Genomic DNA, 15,540 nt, shown 5'->3' with positions numbered 1-15,540 from the left:
CCGTTTACGCCTCACCGAGCGTGACAACAGCGGTCTCCGTGCACGCCACCGGCCTGGTAGCGTCCCGGCCGACGGCCGAATTTCTCCGCGTGTTTCGCTCCTGGTCGCCATATCCCGTCACATCCTGATCCGTCCAAGTCCTCCCCCAGTGCCGAAAGCCTGGGAGGTGCCCCCATCGTCGCTGAGAGGTTGGAGCATGCCGGACGACGCCGCTGCCGCACGTGCCGCCGCAGCCGCCGCAGAAGAGGAGTCGGCCTTCTCGCACCCCGCCGTGGAGCCCGACAGCACGGCCGCGTACGGCGACCACCCCGACCAGGTGATCGACTTCTACGCCCCGCACGGCGAGCGGGTGCCGGGCGAACCGGCGCCGCTGGTCGTCGTCCTGCACGGGGGTGCGTGGCGGGCGCCGTACGACCGCCGGCACATCACCCCGTTCGCGGACTTCCTGGCCCGGCGGGGGTTCGCGGTGGCCAATGTCGAGTACCGGCGGGGCGCGGCGCTGCCCGCGCAGGGCGGTACGGGCCCGGTCGCGGGCCGTTGGCCGGAGACCTTCGACGACGTCGCGGCGGCGCTCGACGCGCTGCCCGCGCTCGTCCGGGAGGCGCTTCCGCAGGCCGATCCGCGCCGCACGGTGCTCACCGGGCACTCGGCCGGCGGCCATCTCGCGCTGTGGGCGGCGGCCCGGCACGTCCTCCCCAAGGACGCCCCCTGGCGCACCGACGCCCCGGCCGCGCTGCGCGGTGTGGTCGCCCTCGCCCCGATCGCCGACTTCACGGTCGCCGAGAAGCTCGCGGTGTGCGGGGGAGCGGCGGGTCAACTCCTGGGTGGAGAGGCCACGTTCGCGGAGCGGCTGCCGTACGCCGATCCGACGCTCCTGCTGCCCACGGGCATCGCTACGACGCTGGTCCAGGGCCGTGCCGACCTCGTGGTCCCGCAGGCGGTCGCCGAGTCGTACGCGGACGCGGCGGCGAAGTCCGGCGAGGTCGTGGGCCTCACGCTCCTCGAGGACGTCGGCCATTTCCCCCTGATCGACCCGGCGGCGGACGCGTGCGCGGTGGTGGCGGAGGAGATCGCACAACTGGCCTGGTGAGCCGCCTACTTCGGTCGGCTTTCGTCCACCCCGGTCATACCCGTAGTACCTGAGAGCTACGGCGCAGGTGAGTTCCCTGGCGGGACGCGGACGACGTGCGCGGATCCGTAATTTCCCTTCCAGATCGGCCCGACGGCGGCCGGTGCGGGAGGGGAGACGGACATGGGGCTGGGCAGGGGGGTGGTCGAGGCCTGCGCGGAGAACAGTACGGCCGAGCCCGGTACGGCGGTGGCCGACCCGGTGGAGAGGGGCCCGGCCGGGGAGGCCGAGGCGCCACGCGCCGACCGCAACAAGCCCCGCCGTAAGGGCAGTTGGCGCCGCGCGCTCCTCGCCGCGCTCGTCATAGGCGCTGTCGTGATCCCCCTGTCGGCCGCGGCCCGGCCCGAGATCCCCGCCCCCGCTCCGGCCGCGCTCGCACCGCTCACCGCGGCCACGTTGGACGAGACGTACGCGGCGAACGGCGCCAATGCCGCCGAGGCGTCCCGCATGGCCGCCGCCGACGGAGACGAGCGCCGCGCCGCCGCGGACCGCGCCATGGCCGACCCGGACCGCCACCTCCTGGCCTACGACGGCCGCGGCCCGGGCCTGGCGACGGAGGTCCTCGGCGACCTGGCCCACGCCGACCGCATAGCCGTCCTGGTCCCGGGCTCGGACACCTCGCTCGACACCTACGACCGCTTCCGCGCCACCGCGCTGAACCTCCGCCGCCGGCTGGCCCACGACGCCCCGAACTCCCGTACGGCGGTGGTGTCCTGGCTCGGCTACGACACCCCGCGCACGGTGAGCGCCACGGTGCTGACCGCGGGCAGAGCGGACCAAGCGGCCCCGCGTCTACGGGAGTTCATACGGCAGCTGCGCGGCATCACCGGCCGCACGGCGCGGATCGCGCTGCTGTGCCACTCGTACGGCACGGTCGTCTGCGGGCGGGCCGCCGCTGGCCTGGACGTGTCCGACCTCGTTCTCGTCGGCAGCCCCGGCACGGGCGCCGACTCCGTTGCGGGACTGCGTACTTCGGCCCGTGTCTGGGCGGCGCGCGGCGGCGACGACTGGGTGGGGGACGTCCCGCACGTCAGCGCCGACCTGTTCGGCACGACCGTCGGCTTCGGTACGGATCCGGTGTCCCCGGAGTTCGGCGCCCGCGTCTTCGCGGCCGGAGCCGGCGGCCACAGCGACTACTTCTCACCGGGCTCGGCCTCCCTGGCCAACCTCGCCCGGATCGTCCTCGGCGAGACCACGGAGGTGACCCATGCGTGAACGACTCAGCCGGGCCGCCGTCCGCCTCGACGCCGCGACCCCGACCGACCGGGACCGTGCCGTGGACGCCCTGCGCGCCTTCGCGATCCTCGGTGTCGTCCTGGGGCACTGGCTGGTGACCGCGCTGGTCGCCGACGGCGGCACCCTCCACACGGCGAGCCCGTTGCGGGACATGCCGTGGCTGGCGCCCATCTCCTGGGTCTTCCAGACACTGGCGGTGTTCTTCCTGGTCGGCGGCCATGTGGCGACCCGGGGTTACGCCTCCGCACGCGCCCGGGGCACGACGTACGGCCAGTGGCTGGCCGCCCGGCTGGCCCGGCTGTTCACCCCGGTCGCCGCCGTGCTCGTCGTGTGGACGGTGACGGCTCTCGCGCTGCTCCTGTCCGGCACGGACTTCGACACGGTCCGCGCCCTCGTCAAACTGGCGTTGTCACCGATGTGGTTCCTGGTCGTGTTCGCGGGCCTGACGGCGGCCACCCCGCTGCTGACCCGGCTCAACCCGCTGTGGCCGCTGGCCGTCGTACTGCACGTGGACCTGATCCGTTTCGGACTCGGCGGCCCGTCCTGGCTCGGCTGGGTCAATGTGGCGGTGGGCTGGCTCGTGCCCTACACCCTCGGCGCGGCCTGGACCCGGGGCGAGTTGGACCGGGCCCGGGCGGGCTGGGTCCTCCTGACCGGCGGTGCGGCGGCGACGGCGGCCCTCGTTCTCTGGGCGGGCTACCCGGCGTCGATGGTCGGCGTCCCCGGCACCACGATCTCCAACCTGGACCCGCCGACCCTGGCCGCCGTCACCTTCGGCCTGGCCCAGTGCGGCGTGGCCCTGCTGCTCCGGGACCGGCTGCGCCGCGCGCTGCGCCGCCCCCTCGCCTGGTCGGCGGTGGCCCTGGTCAACCTCTCGGCGATGACGGTCTTCCTCTGGCACCAGACGGCCCTGATGGCCACCACGGCCGCGACCCTGCCCGCCGGTCATCTGCCCGGCCTGCACACCCGCCCCGACGACCTGACCTGGGTCGCGGCCCGACTGGCCTGGCTCCCGGTGTTCGCACTGACGCTGACGGTCTGCTGGGCGGCGTTCCGGATCTACGAACAGGGTCCGGTGCGCCACCCGTCACGCCGCTCACGGGTCGCCCGCACCCACACCCACCCGCCCCACCCGACAGCGAAGAGCCCTCGCCGTGCCTAGGGTTGACCGGGTGAACGCAGCCGCCGACGGTGCCGGGTCCCCGAAGACCGCACCCGTCCTGTTCCCCGGACACCGCTGGCTGCGTTACATCGCGTACGTCCTCGTCTCCCTCGCCGCTCTCGGCCTCTCCCTGTCCGGCACGGACGAGATGCTGAGCGCGTACAAACTGGGCGTGTTCCAGAGCGTGTTGGCCGGTTTCGCGCAGGGCGTCGCCCTGGTCCTCGCCCTGCGTCGGCCCGTCCCGGCCTGGGCCCTGTCCCTCACCGCGACGGCCTTCACCGCGCTGACCGTGCGTGCTGCCATGGATCCCCTCCCCACCATGAATCCCCTCCCGGGCTCGACCCCCGGTCCCGACTGGCCCTGGAGCACCACCGAAGTCGTAGTGCAGGCCGTAGTCCTGCTGTTCGTGGCCCTGCGTGTGCCCACCCGCAAGGCTCTCGCGGCGCTGGCCGCGACCGCCCTGACGACGTTCGTCATCCAGGGTCTCGTCGGCGCCCAGCACTACTCCTCGACGGGCATGGTCGCGCTGGCCGTCTGCGCGGTGGCCGTCCTCATCGGCACCGCCCTGCGCGGACGCAGCGAGGCCCGTACCCAGCTCGTGGAGCAGGTCACGATCACGGCGGAGGAGCGCAACCGCCGCACACTGCTTGAGGAGCGCAGCCGTATCGCCCGCGAGCTGCACGACGTGGTCGCCCACCACATGTCGGTGATCTCCATCCAGGCCCAAGTGGCGCCCCTTCTGGTCGAGAACCCCTCGGAGGAACTCAAGGAGAACCTCGCCGGCATCAGACAGAACGCCCTCGAGGCTCTCGCCGAACTGCGCCGGGTCCTCGGCGTGCTCCGCTCGGAGAACCCGGAGTATCCCGACGACCCCTACGCCCTGGGCGGCCCCGGCACCGGTGTAGCCCCCGACGCCCCGCAGCCCACCCTCGACCGCCTGGACGCCCTGATAGAGAACACCCGGGCCGCCGGTCTCGACGTGCGCGGCGACGTCAGGGGCGAGGTGCGCCCGCTGGCACCCGGCGTGGAGCTGTCGGCGTACCGGATCGTCCAGGAGGCCCTGAGCAACGCGCTGCGGCACGCCCCCGGTTCCACGGTCGCCGTCGAGATCGCCCACGACCCCGACGGACTGCGGCTGTTCGTCACCAACTCCCGCCCCCAGCAGGCTGCCCCGCCCTCCCCGGGCGCCGGGCACGGCCTGCTCGGCATGCGGGAGCGCGCGGCGATGCTCGGCGGACACCTGACCGCGGCGAGAACGTTCCAGGGCGGCTTCGCGGTCGTCGCGTTCCTCCCCAGGGACGGCGTCGCACTCCCCGACGAACCCGAGGGACCCCACGGCCCCCACGACCCCGACGGACCGGACGGTGTCGACGGACCCGATGCCCCCGACAGCCCCGCCGCCCCCGAGATCATCTTCCCGACAGGAGACGACACCCCATGACGAGCGGCACCATCCGTGTACTCATCGCCGACGACCAGCAGATGGTCCGCCAGGGCTTCACCGTGCTGCTGAACGCCCAGCCCGGCATAGAGGTGGTCGGCCAGGCGGTCGACGGCCTGGACGCGGTGGCCAAGGTGGCCGAACTCGCCCCGGACGTCGTCCTCATGGACATCCGCATGCCCGAGCTCGGCGGTATCGAGGCCACCCGCCGCATCACGGAGGCGACCCCGCACATCAAGGTCCTGGTGCTCACCACCTTCGACCTCGACGAGTACGTGTACGAGGCGCTGCGCGCCGGTGCCTCCGGGTTCCTCCTCAAGGACGCGTCGGCGGAGCAACTGGCAGAGGCGGTACGGGTGGTGGCCGCCGGTGACGCACTGCTCGCGCCGGGCGTCACCCGCCGGCTGATCGCCGAGTTCTCCCGCCTGAACGGGACACCGCGCGCCCCCCTCAAGTCACGCGTCGGCGACCTCACCGAACGCGAGACGGAGGTGCTCGCGCTGATCGCGCAGGGCCTGTCCAACGCGGAGATCGCCGAGCACCTGGTCGTCGCCGAGCAGACCGTGAAGACCCATGTCGGCCGCATCCTGGTGAAGTTGGGCCTGCGGGACCGCACACAGGCGGCGGTGTTCGCGTACGAGTCGGGGTTGGTGCGGCCGGGCGGGGGGCGTTGAAGCCCGGTCGTCGGGCATACCCGTAGTACTTGAGAGGGACGTCCCAGGACCCTTCTCACAGGTGACGACGGCTACCCGCCCTTCCGCCTACCGTTTTGAATGTGACCGAGACGACCCAGCAGTTGCCGCCGACGGGCGGGGCCAAGCCGCGCAGCCCGGAGTTCAGGCTTGCCGCGGACGCCCTGCGCGGACTGCGGCAGGACCTGTTCCACGACGCCTTCGCCTACCGCCCGCTGCTCCCCTCCACCGCCGACGGCCCGCTGACCCGGCGCTTCAAGGGCCGATTCAGGGAGTACGCGGCCTGGAGCCCGCACGCTCTGATCGCCGCCGCCGGCCTGCTCGCCATGCTCATCGCGTCGAACAGCGCGATGCTCGGCGCGGGGACCAACGCGATGCTCGGCCTGCTCGCCCTGGTGCCTGTGCTGCTGACCATGGTGCGACCGGTCGGTGCGTTCTGGCTCTCCATGGCCGCGACTCCGGTCGCCCTCTTTCTGGGGTCCGAGTGGGACGGCGAGTGGCCGTGGCTGGCCGGCAGCTTCGCCTGCCATCTGTTCGTGCTCACGATCGTGGCGATACGCACCCGACCGCGCACGGCCGCCTGGATGTGGGCGCTGACGGCGGTCTACGGCATCGCCGCCGACATGGTCTCCGCGGGCAATCACGCCTTCGGTTCGGACACGGCACAGCTCCTGCTGCCCTCCGCGTTCGTGCTGCTCGGTGTCGCCGTCTGGCAGATACGCCGGGAGGCCCGGCAGGAGGTGACCGCGCAGCAGACGGTGACGGCGCACGAGCGGTCCCGGCGCACCCTCCTGGAGGAGCGCACGACGATCGCCCGTGAGCTGCACGACGTGGTGGCCCACCACATGTCGGTGGTCGCCATCCAGGCGGAGGCCGCGCCCTACCGGGTGGAGAACCCGCCGCCGGAGCTGGAGCGAGCGTTCGTCACGATCCGGGAGAACGCGGTGGCGGCGCTGACCGAACTGCGCCGCGTCCTGGGCGTGGTGCGCGCGGAGGACTACGAGGCGCCGGACGCCCCGCAGCCCACCCTCGCCGACATGGACGCGCTGCTGGCCAATGTGCGCGACGCCGGTCTGAGTGTGGAGAAGGCGGTGACGGGGGCGGTGCGTGAACTCCCGCAGGGCGTCGAGCTGTCGGCGTACCGGATAGTGCAGGAGGCGTTGAGCAACACCCTGCGGCACGCGCCGGGTGCGAGTGCCCGGGTGGAGATCGGTTATGTGCTGGGCGGGTTGGGCCTGCGGATAGTCAACGGCCCGATACCCGAACCGAGTCTGGTGAAGCCCTCGCCCGGCGCGGGGCACGGCATCACGGGGATGCGGGAGCGGGTCTCCATGCTGAACGGCGAGATGACGGCGGCCCCGGCGGAGGACGGTGGCTACGAGGTGACGGTGTTCCTGCCGGTTCCGAGTGCGAGCGAAGGTGAGGCATGACGATCCGCGTGCTGATCGCGGACGACCAGATGATGGTGCGCGAGGGCTTCTCGGTCCTGTTGGGCGCGATGCCGGACATCGAGGTCGTCGGCGAGGCGGTGAACGGACGGGACGCGGTCGAGCGGGTGCGTGAACTGGCCCCGGACGTCGTCCTGATGGACATCCGGATGCCCGAGATGAACGGCATCGAGGCGACCCGGGAGATCGTCGCGGCGGACGGCGCGGCGAAGGTGCTGGTGCTCACCACCTTCGACCTCGACGAGTACGTGTACCAGGCGCTGCGCGCGGGAGCCTCCGGTTTCCTGCTCAAGGACGCCTCGGCACGCCAACTGGCCGACGGGGTGCGGGTGGTGGCGGCCGGCGAGGCGCTGCTGGCGCCCTCCGTGACCAAGCGGCTGATCACGGAGTTCTCGAAGCTGTCCGAGTCGCCCCGGCTGATAGCGGCCGCGCAGCAGGCGGCGTACGGAGAGCTGACCGAGCGGGAGACGGAGGTGCTGGTCCTCATCGCGCAGGGGCTGTCGAACGTGGAGATCGCCGAGCGGCTGGTGGTCGCCGAGTCGACGATCAAGACCCATGTCAGCCGTGTCCTGGTGAAGTTGGGGCTGCGGGACCGGACGCAGGCGGCGGTGTTCGCGTACGAGGCGCGGCTGGTGACGCCGGGGTAGGAGGAAGGGGGTAGGAGGCGGGAGCCGGCACCGGCGTGTGGTGATCGTTTCTGCGGTGAACGCGTGCGGCTGATCGGGTGAACGGCCCTTCCCCTGCTCGCCGGCACCACGCCGGTCCAGGCCTCGGCGGGTCTCCCGCAGTACTTCCAGATCACCTCGCACCTGAACGGCAAGTGCCTCGCCACCAACGGCGACAACCTCGAGGTGCAGCGGTGCAACGACGGCACCGGCAACCGGCTCTGGTACTGGAGGAACGGAAAGGTGCTGGTCAACGGCGCCGAACAGCACTGTCTCGACGTCAAGAACGGCGAGGTGAACGCGGCGGCCCAGGCGCTCGGCGACTGCCACGGCCTGGCCAACCAGCGCTGGTTCAAGGACGGCGGCCGGCTGCGCACCGAGGTCAACAACCAGTGCCTCAGCATCCAGAACAACGGCGACCAGAGCGAGCACGCCGGCATCAACGTCCGCAACTGCGGAGCGAACTCCTGGCAGGGGTGGACCTTGCCCAACCCGTAGGTCACCCCTGGTCAGAGGGGGGCCGGCCGGGCTAGCGTCCGTGCATGGCAGCCTTTGACCCCTGGGACCCCGCGTTCGTCGCCGACCCCTACCCCGCCTACGCCGAGCTGCGTGCGCGGGGTCGGGTGCACCACTACGAGCCCACCGACCAGTGGCTGGTGCCCCGGCACGCGGACGTCTCGGCCCTGCTGCGGGACCGCCGGCTGGGCCGCACCTACCAGCACCGTTTCACCCACGAGGACTTCGGCCGTACGGCACCGCCGCCCGAGCACGAGCCGTTCCACACCCTCAACGACCACGGGATGCTCGACCTGGAGCCCCCGGACCACACCCGCATCCGGCGGCTGGTGTCGAAGGCGTTCACCCCGCGCACGGTCGAGCAGCTCAAGCCGTACGTCAGCCGGCTGGCCGATGAACTGGTGGACGGCCTGGTGGCGCGGGGCGGCGGCGACCTGCTCACCGAGGTGGCGGAGCCGCTCCCCGTCGCGGTGATCGCGGAGATGCTCGGCATCCCCGAGTCCGACCGCGCCCCGCTGCGCCCCTGGTCGGCGGACATCTGCGGGATGTACGAACTGAGCCCGTCCGAGGACACGGCGGCCAGGGCGGTCCGCGCGTCGAACGAATTCTCCTCGTATCTACGCGAGTTGATCGCGGCCCGGCGCAAGGAACCCGGCGAGGACCTCATCTCCGGCATGATCGCGGCCCACGACGAGGACGACGACCGCCTCACCGAACAGGAGCTGATCTCCACCGCCGTACTGCTGCTCAACGCGGGCCACGAGGCGACGGTGAACGCCACGGTCAACGGCTGGTGGGCGCTGTTCCGCAACCCCGGCCAGCTGGCGGCCCTACGCGCGGACCACTCGCTGATCCCGTCCGCCGTAGAGGAGCTGATGCGCTACGACACCCCGCTCCAGCTCTTCGAACGCTGGGTGCTGGACGAGATCGAGATCGACGGCACGGTGATCCCGAGGGGCGCGGAGATCGCGATGCTGTTCGGTTCCGCGAACCACGACCCGGATGTCTTCGCGTCCCCCGAGCGCCTGGACCTCACCCGCGCCGACAACCCGCACATCAGCTTCAGCGCGGGCATCCACTACTGCATCGGCGCGCCCCTGGCCCGTATCGAACTGGCCGCCTCCATGCGGGCGTTGCTGGAACGGGCCCCCACGCTCACCCTGGCGGCGGACCCGGTCCGCAAGCCGAACTTCGTGATCCGGGGGCTGGAGGGGCTGAGCGTCGCGGTGGGGTGAGTGGGGCCGGACCTACCTCGCCGCCCCGCCGCGCGGCCCCGGTGACTGGCGGCCGCCCGTCCGCGCCGGGTGGGAGGCGGGCGTCTCCCTCAGCCGTTCGACGTGCTGCTGCTGGACGTCTCGGGAGAAGGTGAGGTAGTCGATGACCAGTTCCAGCTGGTCGGGGGTGTAGCGGTCGAACACCTTCCGGCCGGCGTCGTCGAGGAACGGCCCGATCAGCCCGAAGGCGCGCCGGGCCGCCTCGGGGGTGACGCGGATCAGGGTCTTGCGCCGGTCGTCGGGGTGCGGGGTGCGGGTGAGGTAGGCGAGTTTCTCCAGCCGGTCGAGCATGGTGGTGACGCTCCCGGTGGTCAGGCCCAGTTGCCGGCTCAGCTCGCGCGGGGTGATCTCCTCGACCGCGAAAAGGATCTCCAGGCAGCGCAGGTCGGTCTCGTTGACCCCCATGAGACGGGCCAGCTCGCGGTCGAAGTCGTCGACGGCGCTCTGATAGGCCTGCACGGCCACGCCCAGCCGCGCTTCGACCGACCCCGGGCCCGAGTCCGCGTCCACACCCGACTCCGTTCCGCTTGACATTCGAGATATCTCCCTCCATCGTACTTCTCGGCAGTCATTCGCTTGAAAGCCAAGATATATGAAAGTCAAGCTGAACTGAGGGGTCCAAGCCATGTCGTCCAGCACGACCAACACGAGGAACGTAGCCGCTGACGGCGGCGGCGGGGCGGCGCCGTATCCGAAGCGATGGGCGGCGGCGTTCGTGATGATCCTCGCCGCGCTGCTCGACATGATCGACGGATCGATCGTGAACACCGCGCTGCCCTCCATCGGCAAGGGGCTCAAGGCCACCCCCGCCGACCTCCAGTGGACGGTGTCGGCGTACATGCTCGGCTTCGCCGCCACGCTGATCATCGCCGGGCACCTGGGCGACCGCTACGGCCGCAAGAAGCTGTTCCTGCTCGGCGTCACCGCGTTCGCGCTGACGAGTCTGGCCAGCGCGCTGGCCCCCTCGGCCGGGGTGCTCGTCGCCTCGCGCGGCCTCCAGGGCGTGGCCGCGGCCGTGATCATGCCGCAGATCCTCGCCTCGTTCCGCACGATGTTCGACGGCGAGGAGCGCGGCAAGGCGTTCGCCCTCTACGGCGCGATCGCCGGCCTCTCCACGGCCGTGGGCGTGCTGCTCGGCGGCGTGCTGACCGACTGGGACCTGTTCGGCTGGGGCTGGCGCACGATCTTCGTGATCAACCTCCCGCTGGCCGTCCTCGTCCTGGTCCTGGGCGCCAAGTGGATCCCGGCGTCGAAGGACCACGCCTTCACCGGCCGCATGGATCTCCCCGGCAACGGCGTCCTCGCCGCGGGCCTCGTCGCGATCGTGCTGCCGCTGGTCCAGGGCCGTTCCAACGGCTGGCCGCTGTGGGGCTGGCTCTGCCTGGCCGCCGGTGTCCTCGCGATCGTCGCCCTGACCGTCTCGGAGAAGCGACGCGGCATCGAACACCCGCTCCTCCCCACGGCCCTGTTCCACAAGCCCGCCTTCAGCGCCGGCCTGCTGGTCCAACTCCTCTTCTACGGCGGCATGTCCGGCTTCTTCCTGGTCTTCACCGTCTGGCTGCAGTCCGGCCAGGGCTACACCCCGACCGGCGCCGGTCTGCTGATGGTCGCCTTCAGCGCGGGCTCGATCCTGTCCGCCCCCGCGGTCGACCCGCTGGTCGCGAAGTTCGGCCGCGGTGTGCTGATCCTGGGCGCGCTGGTGATGGCGGGCGGTCTGTTCTGGGTCCGGCACGAGGCCCAGAACGCCGCTCAAGTGCACACCGGCGCCTGGCCGTTGGTCCCCGGTCTGTTCCTCGCCGGGGCCGGTCTGATCTTCCTGATCATCCCGCTGGTCAACACCATCCTGAGCACCGTGCCGGGCGAGTTGGCGGGCGGTGCCTCCGGAATCCTCTCCACGGCCCAGCAGTTCGGCGGGGCGCTCGGGGTCGCCGTCATCGGCAACGCGTTCTTCTCCCACGCCGGCAAGGGCCTCACCGACGCGATCGTCCACGCGGGGCCGTGGGCCATCGGCGCGTATCTGCTGTGCGCGGCACTGTGCCTGGCGCTGCCCCGCAGGGCGGTCGGCAACCAGGCCGAGCCCGCCGCCCTTTGACAGGCCTCTGTCCTACGGCAGTTCACACCCCCGCACGGAAACGAAAGAGAGCACACCCATGTCCGAGAAGATCACCCCCGCCGAGATCCTGACCCCCGACGACAAGCTCACCCTCCAGACCGCCGCCCACGGTGTCGTCTCCCTGATGGCGGCGGCCGACCCCGGTCCGATCTCCTCCACCCGCTCCGGGACGGCCGGCGGCAAGGCGCTGTCCAGCGCGACCGGTCTGGTCGGCCGGGTCCTGGCCGAGAAGGCCAAGGGCCTTGATTTGGGCGGCAGTTCGACCGCCGACCTCGCCGACCGCGTCTTCGCCGCACTGACCGACTCGGTGACCCTCCTCAAGGCGAAGGCACCGGACGAGGTGACGAACTTCCGCGACACGATCGCCACGATCACGGACGCGGCCTCCCGCGCCCACAAGGGCGGTCCCGGGCCCGCCGAGAAGGCCATGATCCAGAAGATCGGCGCGGCACTCGAAGCGGCCTGAACCGGCTCGGCTCCCCGGCTGTCCGCCGCGTCGGACCAGCGCCCGGACACCGAGCGACGCGAGGATCCCGCCGAAGACCGCCGGCGGCAACTCGGCGCAGAGGACGCTCCGGTCGGGGCCGGCCTCGAAACGCTGGAAGCGGTTCCGGACGTCGTAGGACCACACCGCCAGTCCCAGGCCCGCGCCGGAGGTTCCCGTCCCCGGCGCGGTCAGGTCGTGAGGTCGCGTCGTCGTAGAGCCGCCAGTCCTACGGCGACCAGGGCGGCGGCGATCGCCGTGAGGGCCGTCACCGGTCCCCACGCCATGTCCCCGCCCGGCAGCTTCGGCAGGTGACCGAAGGGAGAGATGTCCAGGACCGTCTGGGGGAGGTTCAGCGCCGGGCCGATCCAGCCGAGGAGGAGGGCGAGGCCGGCCGCTGCCCAGGAGAGTGGGGACAGGCGGGGGGAGAGGCCGTGGAGGAGGACCGCCAGTGCGCCCAGGGTCCAGACCGCCGGGAGTTGGACCAGGGTGGCGGCGAGGATGGGGCCGGGTTCGGCGCCGTAGCCGAGGGTGAGGCCCAGGCCGCTCAGGAGCATGATCAGGGCCGCGCCCGCGAAGGCGATCGTCAGGTGGCCGGCCGCCCAGCGCAGGCGGCCCACCGCGTTCGCCAGGATCGGTTCGGCGCGCCCGGTCGTTTCCTCGCTGTGCAGGCGGAGGACCGACGAGACGGCGTACAGCGCGGCCAGCATGCCGAACATGCCGACCATCGTGGCCAGGAACGCGTCCTCGATGCCGGACTGGCCGCCCATCCGCTCGATGATCTCGCGGGTCTTGGCGTTGTCGCCGACCAGGTCGGCCGCGCCCTTGGTGATGCCGCCGAAGGCGACCCCGGCCGCGAAGAAGCCGAGGCTCCAGCCCAGTACGGCACCTCGTTGGAGACGCCAGGCCAGTGCGGCCGCTGTGCCCAGGCGGCCGTTCGCCGGTCCCGGGCGGGCGGGCAGGAAGCTCATTCCTACGTCCCGGCGGCCGGCCAACTCGTAGGCCGCGAAGCCCTGCAGGAGTGCCGCCGCCGCGAACAGGGCCAGGACCCACCAGCGTTCGGACGCGAACGGCCGCAGGTTCTCCAGCCAGCCGATCGGGGAGATCCAAGTCGCGGGCGAGGAGGCGTCGTTGGTCGTCGAGTCGCCCACCGCGCGGAGTACGAACGCCGTTCCCAGCAGGCCGCCCGTCAGGCCCTTCGCCAGTCGGCCGCTGTCCGTGAACTGCGCGACGATCGCCGCGAGCGTCGCGAACACCATGCCCACTCCGCCGATGCCGAGGCCGAGTGCGAGGGCTCCTGCCGATCCCTGTCCGGCCAGCCCGGCCGTGATCAGCAGCGCCAGCGCGGAGTCGGCGACGAACGCCGTGAGGAGGGCCGCCGTCAGGGGTGCGCTGCGGCCCACCATCGCGGAGGAGACCAGTTCCTGCCGGCCGCTCTCCTCCTCGTCCCGTGTGTGCCGTACTACGACGATCAGGCTCATGATTCCGGCGAGGATCGCGGCGTAGCCGCCGATGCGCCACGCGGTGAGGCCGCCCAGGGAGTCGCTGAACACCGGGCCGTAGGTGGCGCGGAGTGAGCTGTTGGTGAGCATCTGGCGGGCGATGTCGGCGCGTTCGGCGGGGGTGGAGTAGACGCTGCGCAGTGAGCCGGGGAGGGACAGCACCAGCAGGGCCGTGACCGCGACCCAGGCCGGGATCACCACGCGGTCGCGGCGCAGGTTGAAGCCCAAGAGGGCGCCGGTGCCCGCGAGTTGGCGGGATCCGGTGTGACCGGCGCGGGCGGGGAGCGCGGTGGCGGTCATTCCGCCTCCTGGTAGTGGCGCAGGAAGAGTTCTTCCAGCGTCGGTGGCTTCGAGGTGAGCGACCGTACGCCCGAGTCGGTCAACGAGCGCAGTACGGCGTTGAGTTGGTCCGCCTCGACCTGGAGGCGGACGCGATGACCTTGTACGTCGAGGTCGTGCACGCCGGGGAGGGACGCCAACCCGTTGGGCGGGCCGGTGAGTTCGGCGCTCACGCTGGTGCGGGTGAGGTGGCGCAGGTCGGCCAGGGAACCGCTCTCCACCGTGCGGCCCTTGCGGATGATGCTCACCCGGTCGCACAACTCCTCCACCTCGCTGAGGATGTGGGAGGAGAGCAGGATCGTCCGGCCCCGGTCGCGTTCCTCCTCCACGCAGCGCTGGAAGACCTCCTCCATCAGCGGGTCGAGGCCCGAGGTCGGCTCGTCCAGGATCAGCAGGTCGACGTCCGAGGCGAACGCGGCGACGAGGGCCACCTTCTGGCGGTTGCCCTTGGAGTACGTGCGGCCCTTTTTGGTGGGGTCGAGTTCGAAGCGGTCGATCAGGTCGGCGCGGCGGGACCTGTCGAGGCCGCCGCGCAACTTGCCGTAGAGGTCGATGACTTCGCCGCCGGACAGGTTGCGCCAGAGCGTCACGTCGCCGGGGACGTAGGCGACCCGGCGGTGCAGTTCGACCGCGTCGGCCCAGGGGTCGCGGCCCAGGAGCTGGGCGGCGCCCGAGTCGGCGCGCAGCAGGCCGAGCAGGACGCGGATCGTCGTGGACTTGCCGGAGCCGTTGGGGCCGAGGAAGCCGTGCACCTCGCCGGTCTCGACGTCCAGGTCGAGGCCTGCGAGGGCTTGTGTCCTGCCGAACGACTTGTGCAGCCCGGAGACGGTGATTGCCTTCGTCATGGAGCCGAACGTACGCTAACTTCAGAAATTTGTGAAGTTAAGGAAGTGCGTGAAGCCCGGGTAGGGTGGGTCCATGACGGATACAACCGGTGGGCGGGACGCGGAGTCCGTGTCGAAGTTCGTCGAGTCCTTCGCCGCGCAGCTTGTCGAGGCGGGGATGCAGCGGATGCCGGCGCGGATCTTCGCCGCGCTGCTGTCCTCCGACGAGGGCGCGATGACGTCTGTCGAGCTGGGGGAGCAGCTGCGGATCAGTCCGGCGGCGGTGTCCGGCGGGGTGCGGTATCTGGCGCAGCAGCACATGGTGTCGCGCGAGCGTGAGCCGGGTTCGCGGCGCGAGCGGTACCGGGTGCAGGGGAACCAGTGGTACGAGGCGCTCACCAACCGCGAGGCTGTCCTCAAGCGGTGGGAGGCGGCGCTGGGCGAGGGGGTGGCCAGCCTCGGTGCGGAGACGCCTGCGGGGCGTCGTATGGCCGAGACGCTGGCGTTCTTCGAGTTCGTCGACGGGGAGATCGCGGCGATGATGGAGCGGTGGCGGGTCTATCGCGAGGAACGGTTCGGCAGCGCGCCCTGAAGGGGCGCGGGGCTGTATCGATGTGCGGCTCCGCCGCGTGGGCGCGACCAGCCACGACGCTCCCGCAGATTCGTACTCGTCTGCGGCCCGGTGGTGGGCTGGTCGCGCAGTTCCCCGCGCCCC

The 15,540-nt window shown here is 71.6% G+C and carries 15 protein-coding genes; 12 read left to right on the top strand and 3 right to left on the bottom strand.

The window, feature by feature from the left end; genetic code table 11:
* The first annotated feature begins 196 nt into the window (after positions 1-196).
* The 9 genes from SSP08S_RS25015 to SSP08S_RS24975 all read left to right on the top strand — a co-directional run bounded on the left by SSP08S_RS25015 (position 197) and on the right by SSP08S_RS24975 (position 9,524).
* Positions 197-1,090 carry an alpha/beta hydrolase family protein gene (locus SSP08S_RS25015; protein ID WP_019070376.1) on the top strand — a complete coding sequence of 298 codons (894 nt, stop codon included), beginning with the start codon at positions 197-199 and terminating at the stop codon, positions 1,088-1,090.
* 162 nt (positions 1,091-1,252) lie between these two features.
* Complete coding sequence (locus tag SSP08S_RS25010) at positions 1,253-2,344, top strand: alpha/beta hydrolase (RefSeq protein ID WP_019070375.1); 1,092 nt, start codon at positions 1,253-1,255, stop codon at positions 2,342-2,344.
* On the top strand, positions 2,337-3,527 hold the full coding sequence (locus tag SSP08S_RS25005) for an acyltransferase family protein (RefSeq protein WP_019070374.1): 1,191 nt from the start codon (positions 2,337-2,339) through the stop codon (positions 3,525-3,527). The genes SSP08S_RS25010 and SSP08S_RS25005 overlap by 8 nt, the downstream gene beginning before the upstream one ends.
* Positions 3,528-3,537: 10 nt before the next feature.
* Positions 3,538-4,968: a sensor histidine kinase gene (locus SSP08S_RS25000; protein WP_019070373.1), complete on the top strand. Its 1,431-nt coding sequence runs from the start codon at positions 3,538-3,540 to the stop codon at positions 4,966-4,968.
* Complete coding sequence (locus tag SSP08S_RS24995) at positions 4,965-5,642, top strand: response regulator (protein ID WP_019070372.1); 678 nt, start codon at positions 4,965-4,967, stop codon at positions 5,640-5,642. The genes SSP08S_RS25000 and SSP08S_RS24995 overlap by 4 nt, the downstream gene beginning before the upstream one ends.
* Positions 5,643-5,743: 101 nt before the next feature.
* Entirely contained in the window at positions 5,744-7,090 is a 1,347-nt protein-coding gene (locus tag SSP08S_RS24990) for a sensor histidine kinase (protein ID WP_019070371.1), read from the top strand.
* Complete coding sequence (locus SSP08S_RS24985) at positions 7,087-7,755, top strand: response regulator (RefSeq protein WP_019070370.1); 669 nt, start codon at positions 7,087-7,089, stop codon at positions 7,753-7,755. Before SSP08S_RS24990 ends, SSP08S_RS24985 begins: the two co-directional genes overlap by 4 nt.
* 93 nt (positions 7,756-7,848) lie before the next feature.
* Positions 7,849-8,271 (top strand): ricin-type beta-trefoil lectin domain protein, encoded by a 423-nt coding sequence (locus SSP08S_RS24980; RefSeq protein WP_078532508.1) that lies wholly within the window; start codon positions 7,849-7,851, stop codon positions 8,269-8,271.
* 44 nt (positions 8,272-8,315) lie between these two features.
* Positions 8,316-9,524, top strand: a complete 1,209-nt coding sequence (locus SSP08S_RS24975; protein WP_019070368.1) for a cytochrome P450 — start codon at positions 8,316-8,318, stop codon at positions 9,522-9,524.
* A 12-nt stretch (positions 9,525-9,536) separates the two neighbouring features.
* On the opposite strand, the gene SSP08S_RS24970 is transcribed toward SSP08S_RS24975, so the two are convergent.
* Positions 9,537-10,097, bottom strand: a complete 561-nt coding sequence (locus SSP08S_RS24970; RefSeq protein ID WP_026178808.1) for a MarR family winged helix-turn-helix transcriptional regulator — start codon at positions 10,095-10,097, stop codon at positions 9,537-9,539.
* Between the two features lie 91 nt (positions 10,098-10,188).
* Between SSP08S_RS24970 and SSP08S_RS24965 the strand changes: the two genes are divergently transcribed.
* Together SSP08S_RS24965 and SSP08S_RS24960 are read left to right on the top strand one after the other, a co-directional pair.
* Positions 10,189-11,655, top strand: coding sequence for an MFS transporter (locus SSP08S_RS24965; RefSeq protein ID WP_019070366.1), 1,467 nt, complete (start codon positions 10,189-10,191; stop codon positions 11,653-11,655).
* Between the two features lie 58 nt (positions 11,656-11,713).
* The gene (locus tag SSP08S_RS24960; protein ID WP_019070365.1) at positions 11,714-12,142 is read left to right on the top strand and encodes a hypothetical protein; all 429 of its coding nucleotides are present in this window, start codon (positions 11,714-11,716) and stop codon (positions 12,140-12,142) included.
* A gap of 209 nt (positions 12,143-12,351) precedes the next feature.
* On the opposite strand, the gene SSP08S_RS24955 is transcribed toward SSP08S_RS24960, so the two are convergent.
* Both SSP08S_RS24955 and SSP08S_RS24950 read right to left on the bottom strand, forming a co-directional pair.
* The gene (locus SSP08S_RS24955; protein WP_019070364.1) at positions 12,352-13,962 is read right to left on the bottom strand and encodes an ABC transporter permease; all 1,611 of its coding nucleotides are present in this window, start codon (positions 13,960-13,962) and stop codon (positions 12,352-12,354) included.
* Positions 13,959-14,846, bottom strand: a complete 888-nt coding sequence (locus SSP08S_RS24950) for an ABC transporter ATP-binding protein (protein ID WP_019070363.1) — start codon at positions 14,844-14,846, stop codon at positions 13,959-13,961. The genes SSP08S_RS24955 and SSP08S_RS24950 overlap by 4 nt, the downstream gene beginning before the upstream one ends.
* Before the next feature lie 73 nt (positions 14,847-14,919).
* Here SSP08S_RS24950 and SSP08S_RS24945 point away from each other — a divergent pair, with 73 nt between their 5' ends.
* Positions 14,920-15,417 (top strand): GbsR/MarR family transcriptional regulator, encoded by a 498-nt coding sequence (locus tag SSP08S_RS24945; protein ID WP_019070362.1) that lies wholly within the window; start codon positions 14,920-14,922, stop codon positions 15,415-15,417.
* The last annotated feature ends 123 nt before the right edge of the window (positions 15,418-15,540 follow it).

It is taken from the genome of Streptomyces hokutonensis, from assembly GCF_000376565.1.
GTDB classification, from domain to species: domain Bacteria; phylum Actinomycetota; class Actinomycetes; order Streptomycetales; family Streptomycetaceae; genus Streptomyces; species Streptomyces hokutonensis.
The sequence above is the reverse complement of the archived record's forward strand: the minus strand, read 5'-3'. Positions and strand labels throughout refer to the sequence as shown.

Coding starts and splice junctions, on each gene's coding strand:
- SSP08S_RS25015 (WP_019070376.1), top strand. CDS start 197: ATGCCGGACGACGCCGCTGCCGCACGTGCCGCCGCAGCCGCCGCAGAA.
- SSP08S_RS25010 (WP_019070375.1), top strand. CDS start 1,253: ATGGGGCTGGGCAGGGGGGTGGTCGAGGCCTGCGCGGAGAACAGTACG.
- SSP08S_RS25005 (WP_019070374.1), top strand. CDS start 2,337: ATGCGTGAACGACTCAGCCGGGCCGCCGTCCGCCTCGACGCCGCGACC.
- SSP08S_RS24995 (WP_019070372.1), top strand. CDS start 4,965: ATGACGAGCGGCACCATCCGTGTACTCATCGCCGACGACCAGCAGATG.
- SSP08S_RS24985 (WP_019070370.1), top strand. CDS start 7,087: ATGACGATCCGCGTGCTGATCGCGGACGACCAGATGATGGTGCGCGAG.
- SSP08S_RS24975 (WP_019070368.1), top strand. CDS start 8,316: ATGGCAGCCTTTGACCCCTGGGACCCCGCGTTCGTCGCCGACCCCTAC.
- SSP08S_RS24970 (WP_026178808.1), bottom strand. CDS start 10,097: ATGTCAAGCGGAACGGAGTCGGGTGTGGACGCGGACTCGGGCCCGGGG.
- SSP08S_RS24965 (WP_019070366.1), top strand. CDS start 10,189: ATGTCGTCCAGCACGACCAACACGAGGAACGTAGCCGCTGACGGCGGC.
- SSP08S_RS24960 (WP_019070365.1), top strand. CDS start 11,714: ATGTCCGAGAAGATCACCCCCGCCGAGATCCTGACCCCCGACGACAAG.
- SSP08S_RS24955 (WP_019070364.1), bottom strand. CDS start 13,962: ATGACCGCCACCGCGCTCCCCGCCCGCGCCGGTCACACCGGATCCCGC.
- SSP08S_RS24950 (WP_019070363.1), bottom strand. CDS start 14,846: ATGACGAAGGCAATCACCGTCTCCGGGCTGCACAAGTCGTTCGGCAGG.
- SSP08S_RS24945 (WP_019070362.1), top strand. CDS start 14,920: ATGACGGATACAACCGGTGGGCGGGACGCGGAGTCCGTGTCGAAGTTC.